22 protein-coding genes, 2 pseudogenes and 1 riboswitch are annotated in these 20,740 nt (G+C 60.0%); of the genes and pseudogenes, 13 read left to right on the top strand and 11 right to left on the bottom strand.

Going from position 1 to position 20,740, the window contains the following annotated elements:
- The first annotated feature begins 65 nt into the window (after nt 1-65).
- Nucleotides 66-1,325 (top strand): tyrosine-type recombinase/integrase, encoded by a 1,260-nt coding sequence (locus RI103_RS09870; protein ID WP_310815147.1) that lies wholly within the window; start codon nt 66-68, stop codon nt 1,323-1,325.
- 36 nt (nt 1,326-1,361) lie between these two features.
- On the opposite strand, the gene RI103_RS09865 is transcribed toward RI103_RS09870, so the two are convergent.
- Both RI103_RS09865 and RI103_RS09860 read right to left on the bottom strand, forming a co-directional pair.
- On the bottom strand, nt 1,362-2,993 hold the full coding sequence (locus RI103_RS09865; protein WP_310815206.1) for an ATP-binding domain-containing protein: 1,632 nt from the start codon (nt 2,991-2,993) through the stop codon (nt 1,362-1,364).
- Between the two features lie 35 nt (nt 2,994-3,028).
- Nucleotides 3,029-4,048 carry a WYL domain-containing protein gene (locus RI103_RS09860; protein ID WP_310815146.1) on the bottom strand — a complete coding sequence of 340 codons (1,020 nt, stop codon included), beginning with the start codon at nt 4,046-4,048 and terminating at the stop codon, nt 3,029-3,031.
- 384 nt (nt 4,049-4,432) lie between these two features.
- Between RI103_RS09860 and RI103_RS09855 the strand changes: the two genes are divergently transcribed.
- Nucleotides 4,433-5,437: a helix-turn-helix domain-containing protein gene (locus RI103_RS09855; RefSeq protein WP_310815145.1), complete on the top strand. Its 1,005-nt coding sequence runs from the start codon at nt 4,433-4,435 to the stop codon at nt 5,435-5,437.
- A gap of 60 nt (nt 5,438-5,497) precedes the next feature.
- Nucleotides 5,498-6,109, top strand: a complete 612-nt coding sequence (locus RI103_RS09850) for a hypothetical protein (RefSeq protein ID WP_310815144.1) — start codon at nt 5,498-5,500, stop codon at nt 6,107-6,109.
- Between the two features lie 205 nt (nt 6,110-6,314).
- Here the strand turns inward: RI103_RS09850 and ilvD are convergent, their stop codons facing one another.
- Nucleotides 6,315-8,177 (bottom strand): dihydroxy-acid dehydratase, encoded by a 1,863-nt coding sequence (gene ilvD / locus RI103_RS09845; protein WP_310815143.1) that lies wholly within the window; start codon nt 8,175-8,177, stop codon nt 6,315-6,317.
- A gap of 599 nt (nt 8,178-8,776) precedes the next feature.
- Nucleotides 8,777-8,940: riboswitch (yybP-ykoY riboswitch) on the top strand.
- 28 nt (nt 8,941-8,968) lie between these two features.
- Between ilvD and RI103_RS09840 the strand changes: the two genes are divergently transcribed.
- From RI103_RS09840 to RI103_RS09830, 3 genes are all read left to right on the top strand, one after another.
- On the top strand, nt 8,969-9,559 hold the full coding sequence (locus RI103_RS09840) for a TMEM165/GDT1 family protein (protein ID WP_310815142.1): 591 nt from the start codon (nt 8,969-8,971) through the stop codon (nt 9,557-9,559).
- Nucleotides 9,560-9,821: 262 nt separating this feature from the next.
- Complete coding sequence (locus RI103_RS09835; protein ID WP_310815141.1) at nt 9,822-10,013, top strand: hypothetical protein; 192 nt, start codon at nt 9,822-9,824, stop codon at nt 10,011-10,013.
- 362 nt (nt 10,014-10,375) lie between these two features.
- Nucleotides 10,376-10,603, top strand: a complete 228-nt coding sequence (locus RI103_RS09830; RefSeq protein WP_310815140.1) for a hypothetical protein — start codon at nt 10,376-10,378, stop codon at nt 10,601-10,603.
- 140 nt (nt 10,604-10,743) lie between these two features.
- On the opposite strand, the gene RI103_RS09825 is transcribed toward RI103_RS09830, so the two are convergent.
- The 5 genes from RI103_RS09825 to RI103_RS09805 form a co-directional block, all read right to left on the bottom strand.
- A complete protein-coding gene (locus tag RI103_RS09825; RefSeq protein ID WP_310815139.1) occupies nt 10,744-11,157 on the bottom strand; it encodes a GFA family protein in 414 nt (137 codons plus the stop codon).
- Between the two features lie 42 nt (nt 11,158-11,199).
- On the bottom strand, nt 11,200-11,736 hold the full coding sequence (locus tag RI103_RS09820) for a hemerythrin domain-containing protein (protein WP_310815138.1): 537 nt from the start codon (nt 11,734-11,736) through the stop codon (nt 11,200-11,202).
- 93 nt (nt 11,737-11,829) lie between these two features.
- Complete coding sequence (locus RI103_RS09815; protein ID WP_310815137.1) at nt 11,830-13,131, bottom strand: TIGR00366 family protein; 1,302 nt, start codon at nt 13,129-13,131, stop codon at nt 11,830-11,832.
- 292 nt (nt 13,132-13,423) lie between these two features.
- Nucleotides 13,424-13,843: a DUF1810 domain-containing protein gene (locus RI103_RS09810; protein WP_310815136.1), complete on the bottom strand. Its 420-nt coding sequence runs from the start codon at nt 13,841-13,843 to the stop codon at nt 13,424-13,426.
- Between the two features lie 110 nt (nt 13,844-13,953).
- The gene (locus RI103_RS09805; protein WP_310815135.1) at nt 13,954-14,673 is read right to left on the bottom strand and encodes a Crp/Fnr family transcriptional regulator; all 720 of its coding nucleotides are present in this window, start codon (nt 14,671-14,673) and stop codon (nt 13,954-13,956) included.
- 240 nt (nt 14,674-14,913) lie between these two features.
- Here RI103_RS09805 and RI103_RS09800 point away from each other — a divergent pair, with 240 nt between their 5' ends.
- The 4 genes from RI103_RS09800 to RI103_RS09785 all read left to right on the top strand — a co-directional run bounded on the left by RI103_RS09800 (nt 14,914) and on the right by RI103_RS09785 (nt 16,530).
- The gene (locus tag RI103_RS09800) at nt 14,914-15,216 is read left to right on the top strand and encodes a hypothetical protein (protein ID WP_310815134.1); all 303 of its coding nucleotides are present in this window, start codon (nt 14,914-14,916) and stop codon (nt 15,214-15,216) included.
- A 174-nt stretch (nt 15,217-15,390) separates the two neighbouring features.
- Nucleotides 15,391-15,624 (top strand): hypothetical protein, encoded by a 234-nt coding sequence (locus tag RI103_RS09795; RefSeq protein ID WP_310815133.1) that lies wholly within the window; start codon nt 15,391-15,393, stop codon nt 15,622-15,624.
- A 12-nt stretch (nt 15,625-15,636) separates the two neighbouring features.
- Nucleotides 15,637-15,927 carry a hypothetical protein gene (locus tag RI103_RS09790; protein ID WP_310815132.1) on the top strand — a complete coding sequence of 97 codons (291 nt, stop codon included), beginning with the start codon at nt 15,637-15,639 and terminating at the stop codon, nt 15,925-15,927.
- 78 nt (nt 15,928-16,005) lie between these two features.
- Nucleotides 16,006-16,530 carry a universal stress protein gene (locus RI103_RS09785; protein ID WP_310815131.1) on the top strand — a complete coding sequence of 175 codons (525 nt, stop codon included), beginning with the start codon at nt 16,006-16,008 and terminating at the stop codon, nt 16,528-16,530.
- Between the two features lie 15 nt (nt 16,531-16,545).
- On the opposite strand, the pseudogene RI103_RS39625 reads toward RI103_RS09785, so the two are convergent.
- Together RI103_RS39625 and RI103_RS09780 are read right to left on the bottom strand one after the other, a co-directional pair.
- Nucleotides 16,546-16,686: pseudogene (locus RI103_RS39625) on the bottom strand (acyl-CoA desaturase); the annotation flags it as partial.
- Between the two features lie 98 nt (nt 16,687-16,784).
- Nucleotides 16,785-17,742: pseudogene (locus tag RI103_RS09780) on the bottom strand (acyl-CoA desaturase); the annotation flags it as partial.
- 415 nt (nt 17,743-18,157) lie between these two features.
- Here RI103_RS09780 and RI103_RS09775 point away from each other — a divergent pair.
- Nucleotides 18,158-18,595, top strand: coding sequence for a 2,4'-dihydroxyacetophenone dioxygenase family protein (locus RI103_RS09775; protein ID WP_310815129.1), 438 nt, complete (start codon nt 18,158-18,160; stop codon nt 18,593-18,595).
- 81 nt (nt 18,596-18,676) lie between these two features.
- Nucleotides 18,677-19,033: a nuclear transport factor 2 family protein gene (locus RI103_RS09770; RefSeq protein WP_310815128.1), complete on the top strand. Its 357-nt coding sequence runs from the start codon at nt 18,677-18,679 to the stop codon at nt 19,031-19,033.
- Between the two features lie 165 nt (nt 19,034-19,198).
- Here RI103_RS09770 and RI103_RS09765 read toward each other — a convergent pair whose 3' ends face one another.
- The gene (locus tag RI103_RS09765; protein WP_310815127.1) at nt 19,199-20,071 is read right to left on the bottom strand and encodes a manganese catalase family protein; all 873 of its coding nucleotides are present in this window, start codon (nt 20,069-20,071) and stop codon (nt 19,199-19,201) included.
- Nucleotides 20,072-20,314: 243 nt separating this feature from the next.
- Here RI103_RS09765 and RI103_RS09760 point away from each other — a divergent pair, with 243 nt between their 5' ends.
- Nucleotides 20,315-20,731, top strand: a complete 417-nt coding sequence (locus RI103_RS09760) for a response regulator (RefSeq protein ID WP_310815126.1) — start codon at nt 20,315-20,317, stop codon at nt 20,729-20,731.
- The last annotated feature ends 9 nt before the right edge of the window (nt 20,732-20,740 follow it).

The following is a 20,740-nucleotide window of genomic DNA, read 5'->3' as shown; positions in this document are numbered from 1 at the left end:
ACATATAATGTTAAATAACCAACTTGCGCTAGTTTGTACACGACATTAGTACTATAATGTCGTGTATGGTGTATCAGACGTCATATGCGTCGAGCCTTGCCTTTGGAGCCTTCAAAACCGTGCCTGATGCTCAACTTGCCACCGTTCAGCCCGTCGAATCGCTCGTCGTTCCCGAAATGCTCGATGGCCGCGACGGCACCAACCGTGGCGCAGCCGGTGGCTCACAGCTGTCGGCCACCAACGATCTGGACGCCGTCCGCGCCTGGCTTTCGAACTACGCGGACACCAGGACGACGTTCGACAACTACCGGAAAGAAGCTGAGCGGCTACTGCTCTGGGCCGTCGTGCAACTCGGCAAACCGCTGTCATCGTTGACGCATGAGGATCTGCTCATGTTCAAGGCGTTTCTCGTCGATCCTCAGCCGGAGAGTCGTTGGGTATCGACCACCGGCGGCAAATATCCGCGCGGCGACGAACGCTGGCGCCCGCTCAACGGACCGCTGTCGCCGGCGAGTCAGCGCCAGGCGCTGATCATCCTGAATGCGATGTTCACGTGGCTGGTCAACGCCGGATATCTGCGCGGCAATCCGATGGCGTTGCTGCGGCAACGGGCAAAACGCTCCGCGCCGCGAGTGACGCGTTACCTGTCGACGTCGCTGTGGGATGAAGTGAAGGTATTTGTCGAGCAATTGCCGCGGGAGACTGCTGATGAGCGGGCCTATTACGCCCGTTGCCGCTGGTTGACGACACTTTTCTACCTCCAGGGCATGCGCATATCGGAAGTTGCCGGCGGGAAAATGGGGGCCTTCTCCCGGCGGCTGGGTGCCGACGGCCAGGACCAGTGGTGGCTTGAAACACTCGGCAAGGGAAACAAGGAGCGCATTGTCCCCGCCTCGCCCGAACTGATACAGGAAATGCGGCTATACCGCACTGGACATGGCTTGGCGCCACTGCCCGCCCGGGATGAAGAAACACCGTTGGTCATTCCATTCCGAGGCCGGAACCGATGCTTGTCCCGTTCTGCCATTCACGACGCGATCAAGAGCATTTTTGGCAATGCTGCCATCTGGTTGCGCGCCAAAGGCGCCGAATTCTCCGATCGGGCGGACGAACTGGAGCGAGCGTCTGCGCACTGGCTTCGGCATACCGCGGGTTCGCATCAAGCAGACGGCGGCGTGGATCTGCGCACGATCCGCGACAACCTGGGCCACGTGTCACTCAACACCACCAGTCTCTACCTCCATACCGAAGACGATGTGCGCCATCGCGAAACCGTCGATCGCCACCGAATGAACTGGGATGATTCCAAACCTGAGCCGAAGTGACCTGGCTGTGACGCGGGCGCGTCACAGCGGCCAACCTCAAAGCCTCCCAATCACCTCACCCGCCGCCCTCTCCGAAATGACGAGCAGCAACTTCATGGTGGCTCGCGTCGCCCCCACGAAGAGCCGCTTCAGCGCCGCCTCATCCAGAACTTCAAAATCTATTTCAGTCAGAATGACGCACGGTGCGCATTGCCCCTTGAAGCGAAACACCGAGTCGAACAGGATGTCCCCGTCACGATAGAGCGGCGTGCCTGCTGCATCGTAGTGACCTGTAAAGCTTCGCAGACGATGTTTTCCAAGTTGATCGAGCACGGGGAACACCGACTTCTCCCTCCCCTGGAAAGTCAGCACGGCAATGTCCTGCGGGCGAAATCCGAGTGCCAGTGCCTCAGCTAACGCGTCGCGGGTTGCCTGTAGCGCGCTTGCTCCCGGATAGGAAATCACGCCGATATCCGACCCATCGAATGGGCTCGCTGCTTCAATCGCTGTCGGCGTGCTGGTGAGTTGCCCGAGAAAGCGCACGATATCGCGCGGGCTTCGATAGTTCGACGTGGCGCGGACCTCCACCCAGCCGGGCAGCGCGATAGCCTCCCGTCTGTAGAGGTTTTGCATTGGGTCTTCAAGCCACCACCAGCGACCGCCAGCCTTCAGCAACCGCTCAAGCGGCTCTACCCAGGCCTGAATAAAGTCCTGGCCTTCGTCGACTATGATCACGTCGAACTGCAAATCTACGCTTATCGTGCCGCTCAGGAACGCCTGCTCGAGCGAGTGGAACGCGCGCGCGTCGTTGAAGTCGACCTTTACGCCTGCCTGGTTCGCAACGGCTTCGCACAGTTGATGAAACGACATGATCGTGACGTCTTGCGGCGCAATCCGCCGAACGTGATCGGCGAGGGGACGGTTGTAGCAGACGTAGAGGGCACGAAGCCGCATCCGCGCCGCGTCCTCCAGCACGCGGATAGCGAGCTGCGTCTTGCCTGAACCGGCGGTGCCGACTACGCGCAGCCGAAACGGCTGGAACTCGATGCAGCGCGCCCAACTGGCGAGCCCTTCCGACACACGCGTAACGAGCTTCGCCGCTTGACCGATCATGGCGCCCGCATCGGGGACAAGCGCCAATTCGTTGGCCAGAAATCCGTGAATCTGGTCACGGCTCGGCAGAGGCGCCTCGTCTTCCGGCATCATCGCTTCGATGATCTCAGCCAATTTGTCTCGCTGCGAAGCGTCGACGATTCTGGACGGGTTCACGCCCGCGATTGCGCGATTGCGAACCTGATAGTCAGGACAGTAAAGCAGTTCTTCAATGCGGTAAGTGTTCGAACCAAAGGCCGCCGTCAGACGGCTATGCAAGCCGGCGACCGTGCGCGAAATCTGTGCCGCGATATTTTTTGGTTTTGCGGCGTACGTTTTTACCAGCCCGCCTTCTGTCTCCTCGAGCAAGCCTGATTTCTGCTCGATCACAGCGAGTCGGCCCGAGGGGCTGACAACAATGAAGTCTGCTTCGCCGAACACCGCGAAGCCGCTGCGCAGCTTGGTCCAGTGCACGCCGTGATACACCGTGTACGTATCGGCAAGTGTGGCCTTGAGCAGCGCCAGCGTTTCGACTTCGCGCCGCGCACCGCCACTCAGGCGCAGGGTATCCCATCCGTCGGGAAATATTCGAGCCATATTATTGAATGGGCAGCCGATGCATGTTGCCGGGCTTAATGCTGGTAGATCTTCGCCAGCGCAAGCGCTTCCTGCGCGAACTCCGCGCGCAGACTCCGCGGTCCGATCACTTCGACGTAAGGCCCAAAGGAGCGCAGCCACCAGCGCAAGCGCTGGCTCAGCAATACAGTGCCCTGCACTTCGAGCCCATCGCCGTTCTGCCGGGCATCCTGGTCCGCCGCGAAAGGCGCCTCGAGAAGGTGATCGCCGGCGCCGTTCAGGAACCGCAGCTTGAGCGTGACTTCGCCCTCGACCATGAAATCGAACTGCCTCTGCTGCTTCACATAGTCGTCGAGCTTGAAGGAACGAGGATACGAAAATGACTCCAGCATCATCTTCACCCTCGCCAGCCGGTCCAGCCGGTACATCGTCGGATTAGGACGGCCCTCGGTGCCGCCGATCAGGTAGACGAGGCCGCCTACTTCGACCAGACCGAGCGGCAGGATGACCTTGCACTTGTCATTCGTCACGTTGGAGCGCGGGCGATAGACGATTTCCAGTTTGCGTTCGTGAAAGAGTGCCTGGGACACGATGGCGAAGATCTCTGCATCGATCGCTGGATAACGCAGCGCGAATCCGCTGTGTTCTACCGCAACCTTGTCCGCCCATCGCCTGTAACGACGTTCATCTTCGGTCACCGCTACTTCGAGCCGTTTTTCCGCGACCTTGAACAGATCGGAAAGCGCCTCTGCGACGAGGGTCGGGATCTGCCGCGACGTAAAGCTGCGCAGCATGTGCAGGGCAAGCGCTTCCTCGCGCGTCATGATCGCGCCGGATTTCCCCGCCATGCCACCCGCACCGGCGCCCTTGCGCCAGTACCACGCCGCGCCGCGCTTCTCCATTTCGACGAAGCCCTCGAGTTGCAGCTTCTCCAGCCGTCGCTGCACTGTTTTTATAACAGGCGCGGCAGATTCAATCATTTCCAGCTTCTTGTGGACAGCCGGCGTGCTGAGATACTCAGCGCTCGAGTCGGCATTGGGCAATACGCTGATGATCTTGCTGTCAAGAATGTCCATGCAGAGGAACTTTCGATAAGTTGTAGGCGTTACGACATCGTTGTTAACGGCAAACAGCGGCAAATCTTAAGCGACCGTATCAAAGATCGATTTTCATTTTTTCAGGTCGCCCGACCGACAGAATTCGCTCCGGCTCCCCCGCCGCTCCAACGGGACAAAAAGTGTCTCGATATGACGGACGAACTCGAAAGTTGAATGGGACAGCGATTGTCCGAACGCACGGTTATCTTCTCGCTGTGCCGACTTCGAACACGAGGAAATGAAATGGGCAAACCGTCTGATCGAGCCCATTCCCTTAAGCCTGGTGATTTTCTTTTGTGCACAACAGGCAGTGAGATTCACCAGCTTGAATTGGAAGGGATTTGACTTCCGCAGTAAAGCGGGATGCATTGCTTTGCCGACGTTCGAGATATCACCGCCCTAAAAGGACACACTCTGCCCGACACAAACACAGTGAAACACATTGGCATTGCCTTATTCAACGGCTTTGCGCTTCCTGAAACAGCATCGATTGTCGAAGCGTTTCAGTCGGCCAATGCGCTTGCCGACAGTTCGCCACGCAATGCCACGCGCTATGAGGTCCGGCTGCTGTCGACTGCCGGCGGCCGGATCGCCAGCTCATCGTCGGTATTTGTCTGGACTGACAGTGTGGAGGCATGCCGCCAGGCCCTGAGTTTCGATGCTTTGTTCATCGCCGGCGGCACGGGCATACAGAGCGCCGTCCGTGATGAACGGTTGCTGATGTGGCTCCGCCAAGCCTACTTCCACAGCGATCTGGTGCTCCCCATCGCCGAGGGTCAGTTGCTGCTCGAAGCGGCCGGATTTGCGCATGCATCAGGTATCGGACTTGCCGCCGACGGCACGCCGTACGTCAAGCGCCGCGAGGGTCTCGATCCGAAGGCGTTACGTGATGCAGCGAGCGCGCTGCAGAGTGCGTTGAGTGTCATTCAGGACGATCTCGGCGCGGAGATCGCGCGTAAAGCCGCCGAGTGCGTCGCACCGCCCGCATCGACGCGATTCACAGCGTTCCTATACAGAGCGGCCTCGCGAGATGTGAGCGAGAGAATCCGGAACTCGGCGCGGTGGCTTGAAGAGAACAGCGACCGGCCGATTGCAATCGACGAAGCAGCGCATTTCGCTGCCATGAGCGAGCGCAATTTTCTGCGACGCTTCAAAGCCGAGATAGGTGTGACGCCGTCAGACTACCTGGTGTATGTGCGGCTTGATACGAGTTGCCGACTCCTTGCCGAGACAACGCTGCCGGTCGACAAGATTGCGCGCCGCTGCGGGATAGGCAGCGGCGGACAACTCGCGAAGCTGTTCCGCAAATACCTCGCGACAACGCCCACGGAATATCGCTCCAACAAGCGTTCTTCGAATGCGTCCTGACAGATCTCGCATTAAGCGTCATGGATCATTTTCGAAAGGCAACGAGGATCGAACGCTTTGGTGGACAACGAAAAAAATTGTGGATCGATCGGGACACGATTTGACTCTATGGGCCGCCACACTATCAACCTACTGAACAGCAAGGAGTACGACAGTATGCGAAATCTCAATTCCAACGCGCTTGAAATCAGCGGACGTCGTGACAATCGGCCGCTACCCGCCGAAGGCGCCGCGTTGCGCGTCGGCTTGCGCTTGTGGGGCTTTGCCGAGTCCGAGGTCGATGCATGGACCCCTGGTCTGCCGGTATTCGACGGCCTGCTCTCCTGGGAGATCGCCCGTCATCGGGATGGGGACGGCGCCGGCATGATCATCCATCTCGTCAAATCCTCGTCTCGAGCGCTGGGATCCTTCTGCTGGAACTGCGTAGGTGCGAATGAGGCGATTCGAGCTTCGGCCAATACGTCGCGTGTCGAAGCCGCGTTGTTTTGCGGCGACGAGAGCCGCTTGCCCGCCGTCCGATCCGGATTCTGGGCGATGGCAGGAACCCGTCCCGCCGAAGCAGCGCTTCATACACTGGCCCACGCCGTCATCGTTCCGCGACTCATGCGTGAGCGCGCGCGCCAGCGCGATAGCGTGATTCGCGTTGTCCCGCGTCGCCTCGCGTCGTCCTGATGGCTGCGGCATCACGGTACGGAGCGGTCCCGCCTCATCGCACCGGCGATGACACCCCTGGCATGACGAACAAATATCGGGGTTCTGTTTCTACGATGCGTATCGAGCCGGTAGGCCGGTCTCATTGCGCCGCGACCGATAGGCAGCACGCCGCCTATCGATCCCTTCGGCCCTGATCGCCTCACAGCGCCAGAGCCGTCCCGCCTCACTTGCGCTTGAGTTGCGAGATATCCCGCACCGCGCCACGGTCGGCCGAGGTCGCCAGCGCGGCGTAGGCCTGCAACGCTTGCGACACCACGCGTTCACGGTTCACCGGCAGCCAGGCCTTGTCGCCGAGTGCCTCCATGGCTTTGCGACGGCGCGCCAATTCCTCGTCCGACACCACCAGATGCATCTTGCGGTGAGGAATGTCGATTTCGATCACATCGCCCTCTTCCACCAGACCGATCGTGCCGCCTTCGGCGGCTTCGGGCGACGCGTGTCCGATCACCAGCCCCGACGAACCGCCGGAGAAACGGCCGTCGGTAAACAGCGCGCAGGTCTTGCCCAGGCCCTTGGATTTCAGATACGACGTGGGGTAAAGCATTTCCTGCATGCCGGGGCCGCCCTTGGGGCCTTCGTAGCGGATCACGACCACGTCGCCCGCCACGACCTTGTCGCCCAGAATGGCTTCCACTGCGTCGTCCTGGCTCTCGAAGACGCGCGCGCGCCCGGAGAAAATCCATTGCGATTCGTCGACACCCGCGGTCTTGACGATACAGCCCTTCTCCGCGAGATTGCCGTAGAGCACGGCGAGGCCGCCGTCTTTCGAATACGCGTTCTGCTTGCTGCGGATGCAACCGGTCTTGCGGTCGGTATCCAGCGACGCGAACGTGGCTTCCTGGCTGAACGCAACGGTGGTCGGAATGCCGCCGGGAGCCGCGCGGAAGAACTTCTGCGCTTCTTCGCCCGCGCCGCCGGCGACGTCCCATCTGGCGATGGCATTGCCCAGCGTGCCGCTATGCACGTTGCCGCACGACAGGTCGAGCAGATCCGCACGCGCCAGTTCGCCGAGAATGCCGAGAATGCCGCCGGCACGATGCACGTCTTCGATATGGTATTTGTCGGTGGCGGGCGCCGCCTTGCACAGGCACGGCACCTTGCGCGAGATGCGATCGATATCCGACATCGTAAAGTCGACGCCGGCTTCCTGCGCCGCTGCCAGCAGGTGCAGCACCGTATTGGTCGAACCGCCCATGGCCACGTCGAGCGTCATGGCGTTCTCGAACGCCTGCTTGCTGGCGATGCTGCGCGGCAGGACCGACGTGTCTTCTTCCTGATAGTAGCGGCGGCACAGATCCACCACGAGGCGGCCGGCCTGCTCGAACAGACCCTTGCGCCATGCATGCGTGGCGACGATCGTGCCGTTGCCGGGCAACGCCAGACCGATCGCTTCGGTCAGACAGTTCATGGAGTTCGCGGTGAACATACCCGAGCACGAGCCGCACGTCGGGCAGGCGTTGCGCTCGACTTCCGCCACTTCAGCGTCGCTGATCTTCGGGTCGGCCGCTTTGATCATTGCGTCGATCAGGTCGATCTTGGCGATCACCTGACCATCGGTCGGCGATTTGACCTTGCCCGCTTCCATCGGACCACCGGAGACGAAGACGACGGGGATGTTCAGGCGCATGGCGGCCATCAGCATGCCCGGCGTGATCTTGTCGCAGTTGGAGATGCAGACCATGGCGTCGGCGCAGTGCGCGTTGACCATGTATTCCACCGAGTCGGCAATCAGTTCGCGCGAGGGCAGCGAATACAGCATGCCGCCGTGACCCATGGCGATGCCGTCATCCACGGCGATGGTGTTGAATTCCTTGGCGACACCGCCGGCCGCTTCGATCTCTCTCGCCACCAGCGCGCCCAGGTCGCGCAGATGCACATGGCCCGGCACGAACTGCGTGAACGAGTTCACCACCGCAATAATGGGCTTGCCGAAATCACCGTCCTTCATTCCGGTGGCGCGCCACAAGGCGCGGGCGCCGGCCATGTTGCGGCCATGGGTCGAAGTTCGCGATCGATAGTCAGGCATCTGTGTCCTCAGGTATTGGGGTCGTCAAGACTGGAATTGTGCCCAGGCCGGCAAGCACCGTTACGGATGGTGACGGCGCACCGAGTGCCGCCAGTGGCTCGCAATGGCGCGCGCGTGCGGCTGGGAAGGTACGAATAGTGCGAGAGGACACTTAAGACGTCCAATATATTTTTTCGGTGGAATTAGGTCGCAAAAGATATTAGTTGGCCGTCGTTCGAGGCGGACAAGCGGCGTGAAGATTTCCTTGAAACGATGTCCGCCGCGATTGAGACTGCGGGGAAGCTGCACCAATGACGCTCATCGGTGTCAACCCGAAATGGAAATGTCGGCGCGGACGCGTTGCCACGAACATCGTCAATCCTGTTGAGGAATGCGCGCGACTTTCGAGTTCTTGTTCCCTGCGGAATGGCGGCGTCCACTACAGTCGCGTATAAGAACGTTGTGTAGAACGGTCGCCTCGATCGTCGTCGCGCCAATGTGTGCCCTTGCCGGCCTCCTCTCCTGGATTCCGCGTTCGTGGCTCCGCGCAGATCCTGCTCATCGCGCCGCCTGTCGGAAAGCTGACGATTTGCGTCACTCTGTCAGGACACTGTAGAATCGCGCAACTCATTGGGGAGTAGCCGCCTCGACCGCAATGATCGAGGGTGCCCGTCAACATACTTGGGGGTCGACAGACCGCCATGGCGTGCACAGCACGATGCCTGGCAAGACCGATGACTCGCATTCCGACCTGACCGGGTCGCCGGAATGCGCGTCATCGTGTACTTATCGCGCGGCCCGGCCTACAAACCATGCAATCGTTCCTCGTTTCGACCAGTGTGGTCGGCCTAGCCGAAATAGGCGACAAGACCCAGCTGCTGTCCCTGGTGCTGGCCGCCAGGTATCGCAAGCCCATTCCGATCATTCTCGGCGTGTTCGCCGCGACGCTCGTCAATCATGCTGCGTCCGGCGCGTTGGGCGCGTGGCTTGCCAGCGTACTGAGTCCCACGGTCCTGAACTGGGCCGTCGTCGCATCGTTTGCCGTCATGGCCGTCTGGATTCTGATCCCCGACAAGCTCGACGGGGCCGAGGCGGTTTCGACCACGCATCCGATGGGGGTGTTCGGCACCACGGCGCTGACGTTTTTCCTCGCGGAGATGGGTGACAAGACGCAGGTTGTGACGATCGCCCTGGCCGCGCGATTTCACGAGTTTTTCGGGGTGGTCGCCGGCACCACGCTTGGCATGATGTTGGCAAACGTGCCCGTCATCTACCTGGGACACAAGTTCGCCGACCGCCTGCCAACCAAGGCGGTCCACATTCTGGCCGCTGTCATCTTCGTTGTCCTCGGCGGCCTCGCTCTCAGGACGGCGCTGTATCCGCACGAGCATCCGCTGTTCTAGTTCGAAGTACGTTCAAGGCGCGTGGCGTCCGCGCTCGCTCCGGGACGCACTCAAACATCGCAGGGTCGACCTCATCCACTTCCGCAGCGTATGGCACCCAGGCTGCGCATAGCCGACAACCGTGTCGCCGTTTCGCACTCGAGAAAAATGGGCCCTGGCCGTTCAGCTTTTGACCTTTGTAAAGGAAAGCGTGCTTGCACCGGGCGATGGGTATACAGTCGGTAGATGGGTCGCGCTCAGTGCCCCTCGTTCTGGAATCATCATGCGATCACAAATCAAAACTGCACCACGTACGGCCGGCAATGTGAGCGAGTATGCTCTGTCGCGTCAGGCCCAGGCACTCTCGCTCGAACAGGCGGATCGTGCACGGGAGGAAATACGACGCGTCAACGACGCCCGCATTGATTCGAAAGCAAGCAAATGGCGTTATTCAGCGGCGTTGGCAGAGAGTTGACGCCGAGGTTCAGACTCTCATCCACTCGATAACCATGCAGCCTTTGGCCTTCCGACACGCGGCCGTTCCAGATCTGCACGCTTGATCATAAGACCGGAGAGAGAATGGCGGCGCTGGCCGCTCGCTCTACGAAGGCGTTTCTGTATCGTTCTGTCCGAATCGTCTCTCGCCGCCTTTCGTTGCTGAGGTCGCCGCAACGCAACTAGTCCGGACGTCGGTGTTAGCGGGAGTTCGTGTGCGAGAAATATCGGACACGCAAAGAGGACCCGTGCCCGAACCACGAATGCGCCCCGTTCCCGACGCTATGGGACGGATGCCGACATCCCGTTGATGAGCCCGTTCTTTATCGGCAGGAGAAAATCATGAATGGTGACCAGGCCAATACGCAACATCAGCTTGAAAAAGATCTGACTCATCTCGAACACATATTCCCGCAACTCGTCGCCAATAGTGTGCTCGGACTCGTCTATTGGCGCCAGCGTATGACAGCACTTGAAACGGCGCAGACATCGCTTCCCGTTGTTGCCGGGAGAGCGACGCGCCTGCGGTTCATGTTTGATCAGATAGACGGCGGGATCGCCCGCCTTTAAAGCAACGTACACAGTGATTGATCGGCAGCCGTTGCATGGGCTTGCCGTGATCGAATAACCTCTTGCCACGCAGTCAACGCTGCCAGCGGCGCAACGCCTCGCGCGATATTTGTTCCGGCATTCCGCCACCGCTACGTTCGTTACTCGTCCGCCGTGGGTCTGTCTTCGTTATATTCCGCGCGCACACCGGCGGGCAGCCATGGCTCCTTGTGACAACACCAAAGCTCGTAGCTCGGCTCATACAGGCCGACCCGGTCGAAGCCACCCAGCGGAAGGTCCAATTCGTCGCTGTCGAGATATTCCATGAACGCGACCGATCCGCATGTCGGGCAGAAATGCCTTCGCGCCCCGGGCGAACTCTGCCACGCCTGCGTCGCACCGGAAAACGCCACAGCGCTGCGCTCGAACATGGCATAACCGCCGAACACGTTGCCATGTATTCGTCGACACGTCATGCAGTGGCATATCGACACTCGCCTCGGCCGCGCGCTGACGTGGAATCGTACCGCGCCGCACGCACATCCGCCGGTTTGTTCCACTGGCTCGCTCTCCATCGCCGTGCCCTCCTCCGGTTTCGACGTCGTGCGACACTGGTCCTAAAGCACCGCGGTCTTGTCGCCCACCGATCTGCTGCCCACCGCATCGAGCTTGCTCTGCAATTGCGCCTTGCGTTTCGCCATCTTCTCGCCCAACGCGCGGAGATTGCAATTTGACTTGCGCAGTTCCGGAAAGAGTTCCCCTTCTTCCTCTTCGACGTGATGTCCCACCATCTCGCTCATCACCTTGAAGGTCGCGTCGAAGCCCTTGTCGCCCGCCTTCAGCGTTTCGAACTTCGCGATCAGCGTTTTGACGAGGAAATGCTCGACGTACGCTTCTTCGACGTCGATCTTGTCGCTGTCAGGCAACGCCTCCTGCGCAGCCGGATAGAGCAGTTCCTCTTCGAGCATGGCGTGAATGGCTAGCTCCTCGCAAGCGCGCTGCGCGAGTGCCGACTTCGCTTCAAGATCATCGTCCCCGGCTTTCCTGAATGCCGTGAACAATTTTTCGACAGCGCGATGATCTGCCTCGAGCAGGGCCAGTGCGTCGTGCGCGGCGGATTCAGTCGCCTTGTTGTCCTGCTTCGTCTTTTCCATCACGTTCTCCTCGGTCACGCGGTTGAATGCTAGATCGAGCAAACGTCATGCCCAGCCGCCGTCGCTTTTTTGCCCGACGCGTGCGCGAGCGAATCACGGAATCAGCCAAAGCGCCGCTGCATAGATGACGAGTGAGACGGCAAACGTGATTGCTGTGTAGCCCATCACCCGCTGGATGCGAATGCCGGCGATCGCCACGACGGGTACGGCCCAGAAAGGTTGCAGCATGTTCGAGACGTTTTCGGCCATGGCGACGCCCATGGCCGTGCGTGGAACGGAAGCATGCAGACTGAGCGCGGCGGGAAGAACAAAAGGTCCCTGTACAGCCCAGTGTCCGCCGGCGCTGGGAATGAGCAGCGTGATGATCAGCGAGCTGAAGTAACTCAAAACGGGAAGCGTCACCGGGGTGGCAATGGCCACAAACGTCTTGGCAATCGTCGACGCGAGTCCGGTTCCGGTCATGATGCCCATGATGCCGCCGTACATCGGATATTGAAGCAGCATCGATCCGGTTTGCCGCGCGGCGCGGCGAATGGCATCGGCATAGGCGATCGGTGTGCGCTGCAGCGCGAGCCCTGCCAGCAGGAAGATCAGGATCGTCGTGTTGATGTCGAGCTCGAAGCCCTTGCTGGACCATGTCAGCGCGAGATAGCCCACGCCCAGCGCCAGCAGGATTAACGTACCGAGCATTGAGCGCTCGGCGCGGGCAGCGAACGACGATGTCTTCGCGTCCCTGGCATGCGGATCGGCTTCTGTCGGTGCTTCAGGCTCAGGGTGCGTTTCATTGAAGGCGACCACATGCTCCTGCTTCGGGTGCATCCAGATGAAGATCGCCGTCATCACGACAACGACCAGGACGGTCGGGATGAAGACGAATGGCGCGAACACGGTCTCACTCAACGGAATCACCTGTCCCGTCGCTTTTTCGACCAGGTTCAATGCGTTGCCGTGCGATGCCTGTGACAACGCGATCGAACTGGACAAGCCGCTATTGCAGACCGACCACGCGGAGTAGCTACCCGCAACGAGCCATGCGAAATCCACCTTCACGCGCCGCGCGATTTCGCGCGACAGCAGCGCGCCGACGACCAGACCCAGCCCCCAGTTGAGCCACGCGGCAACCGCGACGATCGGGAACACCAGCAGCGCGGCGCGGGTCGGCGTGCGCACGCTCGCAGCCATCGCACGCAGGCCGCGCTGGACGAGGGGCGCGTCGGCGATCGCATAGCCGGTGGCGAGAATCAGGATCATCTGCAGCGCGAAGCCGAGAATGTTGAACGTGCCGCCGTACCAGGCGCTCAGGATGACAGCGAGCGACGCATGCGGCGCGAAGGCCATCGCCAGCAGAATCACCACGAGCGTCAAGCCAATGGCAAGGACGAATGGGTCCGGCATGAGCTGCTCGAACATATAGACCAGACCCCCGACTACGCTCCGGCGGCGCACGCTGCGATCTGTGCCGGCTGAGTTGATGTTCTCTCGTTCATGATTTTCCAGTCCGTCATTGACATTACATCGCTTACAGCGCCCGCAATCGATCACGGGCCGCCTCGCAGATGCGTTCAATGCTTTGTACCCTCGCGAAGCGTCCTGGACAAGGTTTAACTGTTCGCGCGAGCGGCGGCCGATGGCTGGTGGCGGAATCAATGCGGGACGTGGCAGGCTGCGCCGATCCGGCAAGCGCGTGCTAGAGGCGTTCCAACGTCAGCGGATCGGCCTGCCCGTGGAAGTACTTCCTCAGCGCCTCCGCAAACGGCTCTTTGTCGATCGCCGTGCGCTCGAATAGCGTCATCGACGAGTGAAACTTCAGGTAATCCGGATAGCCGAAAATTTCTTCGATTGGTCGACCTTCGACAACGTTCACGTATTGGGTCGATTGCCGCAGCCGTTCGCCCAGTATCGGATGCCGCAGATAAGCATCGGCCTCGGCCAGCGACGAAATCGCGAACCGCTGCGCCATTGCACTCGCTCCAAGTCCGTGGATCTGCGGAAACACGAACCACATCCAGTGGCTTCGCTTACGCCCGCTGCGCAGTTCGTCACAGACCTGGGCGTACAACGGATCCTGAGCATCGACAAAGCGCTGAAGGTTGAAAGGATCGTTCAATTCGCTCTCCGTTCACGCTGACTTGAAAAGCCACGTGTGAATGGCAATTCGCTCGTCATCCCGACCGCTGCATTAAATTGAATCCGCGCCAGGATGCGCTCACGCCGTTTCTATAGCACTTTCAAAGCGGGCAGCAAGCGGTCGAATTCGCGCTTCACTACGCCATAACACTCGCACACCCGCTTTTCGAGTCCCGGCCTATCCAATACCTCGATGTGACCATGGCTGTACCGAATCAAACCCGCATCCTGCAGTTTCAGTGCGGCTTCGGTTACGCCTGAGCGGCGCACGCCCAGCATGTTCGCGATCAGTTCCTGCGTCATCTTCAGTTCGTTTGACGGGAGACGGTCGATGCTGAGCAGCAGCCACCGGCACAACTGCTGGTCGATCGAATGGTGACGGTTACATACGGCGGTCTGCGCCATCTGGGTGATCAACGCCTGCGTATAGCGGAGCAATAGCCGCTGCACGGGCCCTGCACGATGAAATTCCTCTTTCAGGATTTGAGCGTCCAGTCGATAAGCCTCCCCCGCGCTTTGTACGACCGCGCGGCTCGGCGTGGTCTCACCCCCCATGAAAAGCGCAATGCCGATGAGTCCCTCGTTGCCGACGATCGCGATCTCGGCGGACGCACCGTCTTCCATCACATAGAGCAGCGACACGATGCAGGTGGTCGGGAGATAAACATAATTGAGGCGATCGCCGGATTCATAGACCACGCTGCCGAGCGGCATATCCACGAGTGTCAGATGCGGCGCCAGACGCCCCCACTCCAGCTCAGGCAACACTGCCAGCAGATGATTTTTGTTTTGGCGGTGATCTTGAGACATTTCACACTCTCCGCAGCTCGTCCGGAACCACGCCGCTTTCGCCGACGGTTTCCTGACGCGTCAATATGGATAGAAGGAGGAATGCGCCAACACCTTTGGGGCCCGTGCCGCAGCGCGCCGCCGCGCGGTAATCTTCGAGGTGCTCGAGATCTGGCCGATACGCAGAAAGATTATAGGCCGCGTCGAAATTACGCGCCGATCCGCGCCCTGCCGCAGGTGTGAGGGTTTAAGGCACGTCTGATGATTGCCACCCGCGTCAGCGCAACAGTGCTCGTCGGCCGTCAGGAGAATGTGGCGAGATTAGCGTCGATTGCGCGTTTGAACATGGACAGACGTCTGTACGTTGTCGTACCGCTTTTTCCGGCGCGTACGCGTAGCGTGTCTTCTATCCGTCGACCAGCGGGAGAAAATCATGCTTGGACGAACTTTCATCTGGGTACGTCCGGGTCGATTCTGGCACTCGCTTTCGTGCTGACCAATACCGGCCTGATGGCGGCTGCGTCGTTGCAAGGCACCAAAGTCACGCGGCTCGCGTCGCTTTGAAGTTCAGACCGGAGGTGCGGCGTCATGCCTCCCTCGCCGACACGCCCTGTGGAGAAACCATGCTGCGAAGCAGAAGAAACCTGCACGGCAGCACCGTTATTCGCCACCGGCGTTCGTCTGCGTGACACCGACGAGGAATGGGAGTATTCAAAGGAATAAATGCAGGAGCACGTCATGAGGCAAAACATCCAGAAGCTGTATCAGGCCCGTATCCATACTTTCACACCCGAATGCAAGGAACTGCAGGACGGGAGATTCGATTTTCATCTTCGGCATGCTGTGGAAGGTTGCCTTCCTTCTGCAGACAAACACTACGACATTGGCGTTTTTACAACTAGCGAGGAAGGCTATGCGGCCGCACTCGCATACGGCGACAAATACATTGCCGAACATAAGTTCGGGATATAGCGGCGCCGACGGTTGGCAACGAACCGCGAGCTTTATCTTGCAGCGACGACGGCCGCAGTGGCTGTCGTTCAACAAACAGGCGGCACCATGGCGGACAGAATCATTTCAGGCAGGACACACGACGCTTACATGACGGTCAAGGATCATGTTGCCGATGGCTGGGTGGCGAGCGTGTGTATTATTCGGAAAGGCGCGTCAAAGGGTAAGGAACGCATCAAACTCGACACTTTCTTCGAACGTGAAGATGTTGCATGGGAATCGGTCGAGACGCTCGCGCGTGCCGAACTCAACAATCTGAAATAGCACACGGGCGCCCTGCCAAACATACCAAGCCCATCCCGCGACGGCGCTCGCCGTCTGAACGAATTCATCGAGGCCGACATGTATAAACGCATTCTGGTAGCGATCGACGGCAGCGAGACGTCTGAACATGCGTTCGACAGCGCACTGCAGATCGCACGCGCCAATGACGCGCAGCTACAGCCGCTCTATGTGGTCGACAACCCCCTGATGACATACGACGCGTCCGGCTACGATCCGACGATCCTGCGCGACGCCTGCATTGAAGAAGGCCAAAGGCTGATGGCGGATGCGCTGGCGCGAATGAAACACGAGAACGTGGCGGGCGTACCGCGGATCGTCGACGTCGCGCCAATCGGCGAGGACATCTCGGAACGGATCCGCATTTCGGCGAACGAATTCAATGCAGACCTGCTGGTGCTCGGTACGCACGGCAGACGGGGTTTCAAGCGCCTGTTCCTGGGCAGTGTGGCCGAACGGGTCGTACGCAGCGCAAGCCTGCCGGTGCTGCTGGTCCCGAGCCGGCAAGCGCGAACCACGGTCGCGGAGACCGCGAAGCGCGTACACACCGACGTTGCCGCCGCGATGTACGAACTGCCCCGCTGACGGCACACCGCGGCATCAGCCGTAATGACGAAGACGTAGGGAAAACTGTCTCAAGGCGTCGATCCGACTTTGCTCCGCACGCCGGCACCAGTCCTGCAACTGACAGAGTAGCTGTTCACGGGAGAGATTCGAGCGTTCCCAGATTGCCGACAGATCCTCGCGCAATTCGAGGTAGATACGAAGCGCCGGGGCGTTGTCGTCTAGCCCTGCCGGCACCGGCTGACACGTCCTGGCCGGTCCTCCCTGCCCGTCACGGAACCAGCGTCTTACGCCGCGCATGAGCAGGGCTTTCTCGCGGCGGCTCGTGTGTTTCACATGCGCCAGTTCATGCCGGTAGGCGCGCTCAGCCGTTCGGGCATAGCTTGCCATTACCTCGAAACGGTTTCGAAGTACAGCTTGCAACGTATCGTCATCGATCTCCGCTTTGTCTTTGACCAGAAGCGGCCTCGGCGCGACTTTTCGGACCGTGGCCAGCCCAAGCGCGGCAAGGACGCAAATGTACATCCAGCCCATGTCGAACTCGTACCACCTGTTCGACAACCTGGCGGATGTCGCATACGCATGGTGATTGTTGTGAAGTTCTTCGCCACCGATCAGGATACCGATCGGGATCACATTCGTGCTCGCATCGGGAGGACCGAAGTTGCGGTAACCCCAGTAATGACCCAGTCCGTTCACGACGCCGCCAGCCCAGAATGGAATCCAGATCATCTGGACGGCCCACACCGACACGCCGACGACTCCGAACAGCGCGACATCGATCACGATCAGCAGGCTGATGCCGAGGTTCGGATACTTCGCATAAACGTTCCGCTCTATCCAGTCGACTGGTGTGCTGTGGCCGAACCGGCGAAGTGTTTCCTCGTTCTTCACTTCAGCGCGATAGAGTTCGGCACCGCCAAGCAGTACCCTCCAGACGCCCCTGATCTGTGGGCTGTGAGGATCCTCCTGCGTCTCGCACTTCGCGTGATGCTTGCGGTGAACCGCGGCCCATGTGCCCGTCACCATGCCCGTCGTCATCCACAGCCAGAACCGGAAAAAATGGCTGACGACGGGATGCAGGTCGAGCGCGCGGTGAGCCTGGCAGCGGTGCAGATAGACCGTCACACTGATGATCGTGACGTGCGTCGATATCAGCGTTGCCAGCAGGATCTGCCACCCAGAAAGGGCAAGCAGACCGTCCGAGAAGAATGCGAGTGAAGCACTGAACAAGTTGACCTTCTTTCTACAACAACGTAGCGCGGATTCGAATGTGTCTGTGTCGATCAGTATTTCGCACAGCGTGCGTGGCTTCAAGATGCCTGAGTCCGTATGAGACGTCGGTACGGTGCCGCACCGGTTGCCTATACTTCATGGGAGCGATCGTTCACGAGGAGCGGACCGGCTGATGGCGCGAAGTCACGAATCGCGCTAGCGCTGCGCTGCACCGTACGCCGAAGAAAAGACACGATGTGGACGACGTCCACAATTAAACATGCACTAAATATTCAGCGCCCTTCCACCAGCACTGGCTGGCAACTCGAGTTGCGCTAGCGTGCAATCTTCGCCCCGCTTCCTGCGATATTGTTGTTTCACCCACGAACCTCGCCGAACTCTGAATTCGGTTCGGCCAAATCAGGAGACGACGATGGAAATCAAGCAGAAGATTCGCGAAGAAGCGGTTCAAATCGACGACATCCCCTGGAAGCCCTTCCCGGACGCGTTATCGCAGGGCGGCATTCGTTGGAAGATGCTTCACGCTTCCCCAGAGATGGGCGCATGGACGGCGATTTTTGACTGTCCCGCCGGCTCATCCTTCAACGCACACTTTCATGTCGGCCCAGGGGAATACCTGCTGACCAAGGGCCGCATGGATGTCCGTGGCGGCAGCGAACACGGCGGCGACACTGTCGTGGCGCCGGCCTATGGTTACGAGTCCGCGAATGCGCGCCACGACAAAACCGCGTTCCCGGTCGATAGCGAGTTCTACATGACGTTCCTGGGACCGCTGTCCTTTATCAAGGAAGACGGCACGCCAATCGTGGTCGTGACCTGGGACGAAGCCCAGCGCGCATATGCGGGCTAACAAGGCCACTGTCTACTTCCTGTATCGGCAACGGCCATCGTTGCCGATACATCCCGTTGCCCCCTCTTGTGGACATTCGATATGTCAAATTCCTCTGAACAGGTAGAAGCAGCAACCAAACAGGTCCTTGACCATCATCTAGGCGCGTTTGCTCAGGGCGTCGACGAAATTCTCAAGGATTACGGCGACAATTCCGTCCTCGTTACGCCAGACAAGACCTTCCGCGGCCTCGATGAGATAGCGGGCTTTTTCAAGGCGTTCGTGGATGGCGCAGACCCGGCGTTCTGGCCAGCCTTCAAGATTACGAGTATGAGCACGGTGAACGACGTGGCGTATCTCGTGTGGGAAGCGAGGCCGTGGGTCACCCTGGCGACGGATACGCTGATCGTCAAAGACGGAAAAATCGCGGTTCAAACGTTCACATCGTTCTCGGCCTGAGCGGACATATCGAGCGTCAGCCTTTCGTCTGTCACTGACGGATCGCAAAGCACAGCGGACAAGCTAGCTGCTGTCCGCTTTGTCATGCCAACCCGTCTGATGAGCCGGTGCCCACCGTCCTAGCAAGGCGCGGCCGTCAGGACGGCCGCGCATGTGCTCACAACGTCAAACGGTCTGACCCGCGCCGAGGTCCGCACCCGTGGTCGGATCCGAGGTCGCATCCGACGCGGTTCTCGATGCCATGGCCTGCAGCATCTTCACATCGCGTTGCGATACGTTGACAGTGGCCATTCCGTCACCGCCATCCACGGCCGGCTCCGGAGACTCCACGAACTCCCAATCCGGGCCTTCGTTCCATGGCCCGCGCGGCGCATCATCGCCTTGCGACATGTTGTAGTACACGCTCGTGCATTCCGGCACGCCAGGAAGTTTGCCCTGCGGAAAGTTTGGCTGGATCGAATGCAATGCCTTCTCGAACGTTTTCTGGTGGGCGATTTCTCGTGTCATCAGAAAGCCGAGCGTTTCCTTGATGCCCGGATCGTCGGTGACGTTGATCAGGCGTTCGTAGACTATCTTCGCGCGAGCCTCGGCGGCAATGTTCGACCGCAGATCGGCCGTCGGATCGCCGATCGTGTCGACATAGGAAGCGCACCACGGCACGCCAGCCGAATTGGTCAGCGCCGGGCCGCCGCCATACAGCAGCGCCGTCGTGTGGGAATCGTTTCCTCCGCCCGTCATCGAGCGATAGAGCTCCGCCTCCGCCTCCACGGCTTCGGCTAACTGGCCCTTCGCACTTTTGTTCAGCATCGCGACGATCGAGCCAACAATTTCCAGATGACTCAGTTCTTCGGTTGCGATATCGAACAGCAGGTCCTTTCGGCCGGGATCATCTTCGCCGACCGCCTGGGTGAAGTACCGGCAGGCGGGACCGAGTTCTCCCTGAGGTCCACCGAATTGCTCCAGCAGCAGATTCGCCAGACCCGGATTCGGCGCGGCGACGCGCACGGTGTATTGCAGGCGTTTGTTGTGAATGAACATGAGGCTTCTCCAGTGACTGGCCGAAGCAACGCCGTACGGGTACAGACATGGACCTGTTAAGTCCCTGCACCCCTAGCTCGACTTCCCATGCGCGGCCAGCACCATGGGTCTGCGGGAAGATCAGCGGCGTGACGCCGACTCCTCGTGAACTCGATTGACCGGTGCCCCCGCCGGAATGGAACAACTATTTCCGCTCGGGTCCGTCAATTGCGTCAATCTGATGCACGGTTCGGAGAAACGGAGATGCAACCTGTCGGCGCCCACCATTTACTCATTGCAGATGACGACCCGAGTCTGCTCGCGGCATACGTCCAGTATTTCGAGCTTCACGGCTACGAAATTCGCGCCACTCGGGACGGAGTCGAGGCGTTGGCCGAGTACTGCCGGTGGTTCCCCGCTGTGGTGATTCTCGACGTTCAGATGCCTCGACTCGACGGCCGGGAGGTGGCCAGGAAAATCAGGCGCCTGAGGAGCAAACCCATACCATTGCTTGTCGCGGTGTCCGGGTTGTCCTCGCAATCCGAGCGGGCCGTATCGCTCAGGTCCGGTTTCGATCACCATTTCGCCAAACCGGCCGAGCTTCCGGTCATTCTTTCCGCGATTGCTTTTCGCTCGCGCACCCGCGACCCGGACCTTGCCCAGGTTCAGAGCCGGTGTTGACCGTCGGCG

The sequence above is a fragment of the Paraburkholderia sp. FT54 genome, from assembly GCF_031585635.1.
Lineage (GTDB): Bacteria > Pseudomonadota > Gammaproteobacteria > Burkholderiales > Burkholderiaceae > Paraburkholderia.
The sequence above is the reverse complement of the archived record's forward strand: the minus strand, read 5'-3'. Positions and strand labels throughout refer to the sequence as shown.

What these genes read in the sequence shown, in the direction of transcription:
- RI103_RS09870 (WP_310815147.1), top strand. Translation starts at nt 66, where the DNA reads ATGGTGTATCAGACGTCATATGCGTCGAGCCTTGCCTTTGGAGCCTTC.
- RI103_RS09865 (WP_310815206.1), bottom strand. Translation starts at nt 2,993, where the DNA reads ATGGCTCGAATATTTCCCGACGGATGGGATACCCTGCGCCTGAGTGGC.
- RI103_RS09860 (WP_310815146.1), bottom strand. Translation starts at nt 4,048, where the DNA reads ATGGACATTCTTGACAGCAAGATCATCAGCGTATTGCCCAATGCCGAC.
- RI103_RS09855 (WP_310815145.1), top strand. Translation starts at nt 4,433, where the DNA reads ATGCATTGCTTTGCCGACGTTCGAGATATCACCGCCCTAAAAGGACAC.
- ilvD (WP_310815143.1), bottom strand. Translation starts at nt 8,177, where the DNA reads ATGCCTGACTATCGATCGCGAACTTCGACCCATGGCCGCAACATGGCC.
- RI103_RS09840 (WP_310815142.1), top strand. Translation starts at nt 8,969, where the DNA reads ATGCAATCGTTCCTCGTTTCGACCAGTGTGGTCGGCCTAGCCGAAATA.
- RI103_RS09835 (WP_310815141.1), top strand. Translation starts at nt 9,822, where the DNA reads ATGCGATCACAAATCAAAACTGCACCACGTACGGCCGGCAATGTGAGC.
- RI103_RS09830 (WP_310815140.1), top strand. Translation starts at nt 10,376, where the DNA reads ATGAATGGTGACCAGGCCAATACGCAACATCAGCTTGAAAAAGATCTG.
- RI103_RS09825 (WP_310815139.1), bottom strand. Translation starts at nt 11,157, where the DNA reads ATGGAGAGCGAGCCAGTGGAACAAACCGGCGGATGTGCGTGCGGCGCG.
- RI103_RS09820 (WP_310815138.1), bottom strand. Translation starts at nt 11,736, where the DNA reads ATGGAAAAGACGAAGCAGGACAACAAGGCGACTGAATCCGCCGCGCAC.
- RI103_RS09815 (WP_310815137.1), bottom strand. Translation starts at nt 13,131, where the DNA reads ATGCCGGACCCATTCGTCCTTGCCATTGGCTTGACGCTCGTGGTGATT.
- RI103_RS09805 (WP_310815135.1), bottom strand. Translation starts at nt 14,673, where the DNA reads ATGTCTCAAGATCACCGCCAAAACAAAAATCATCTGCTGGCAGTGTTG.
- RI103_RS09800 (WP_310815134.1), top strand. Translation starts at nt 14,914, where the DNA reads ATGATTGCCACCCGCGTCAGCGCAACAGTGCTCGTCGGCCGTCAGGAG.
- RI103_RS09795 (WP_310815133.1), top strand. Translation starts at nt 15,391, where the DNA reads ATGAGGCAAAACATCCAGAAGCTGTATCAGGCCCGTATCCATACTTTC.
- RI103_RS09785 (WP_310815131.1), top strand. Translation starts at nt 16,006, where the DNA reads ATGTATAAACGCATTCTGGTAGCGATCGACGGCAGCGAGACGTCTGAA.
- RI103_RS09775 (WP_310815129.1), top strand. Translation starts at nt 18,158, where the DNA reads ATGGAAATCAAGCAGAAGATTCGCGAAGAAGCGGTTCAAATCGACGAC.
- RI103_RS09770 (WP_310815128.1), top strand. Translation starts at nt 18,677, where the DNA reads ATGTCAAATTCCTCTGAACAGGTAGAAGCAGCAACCAAACAGGTCCTT.
- RI103_RS09765 (WP_310815127.1), bottom strand. Translation starts at nt 20,071, where the DNA reads ATGTTCATTCACAACAAACGCCTGCAATACACCGTGCGCGTCGCCGCG.
- RI103_RS09760 (WP_310815126.1), top strand. Translation starts at nt 20,315, where the DNA reads ATGCAACCTGTCGGCGCCCACCATTTACTCATTGCAGATGACGACCCG.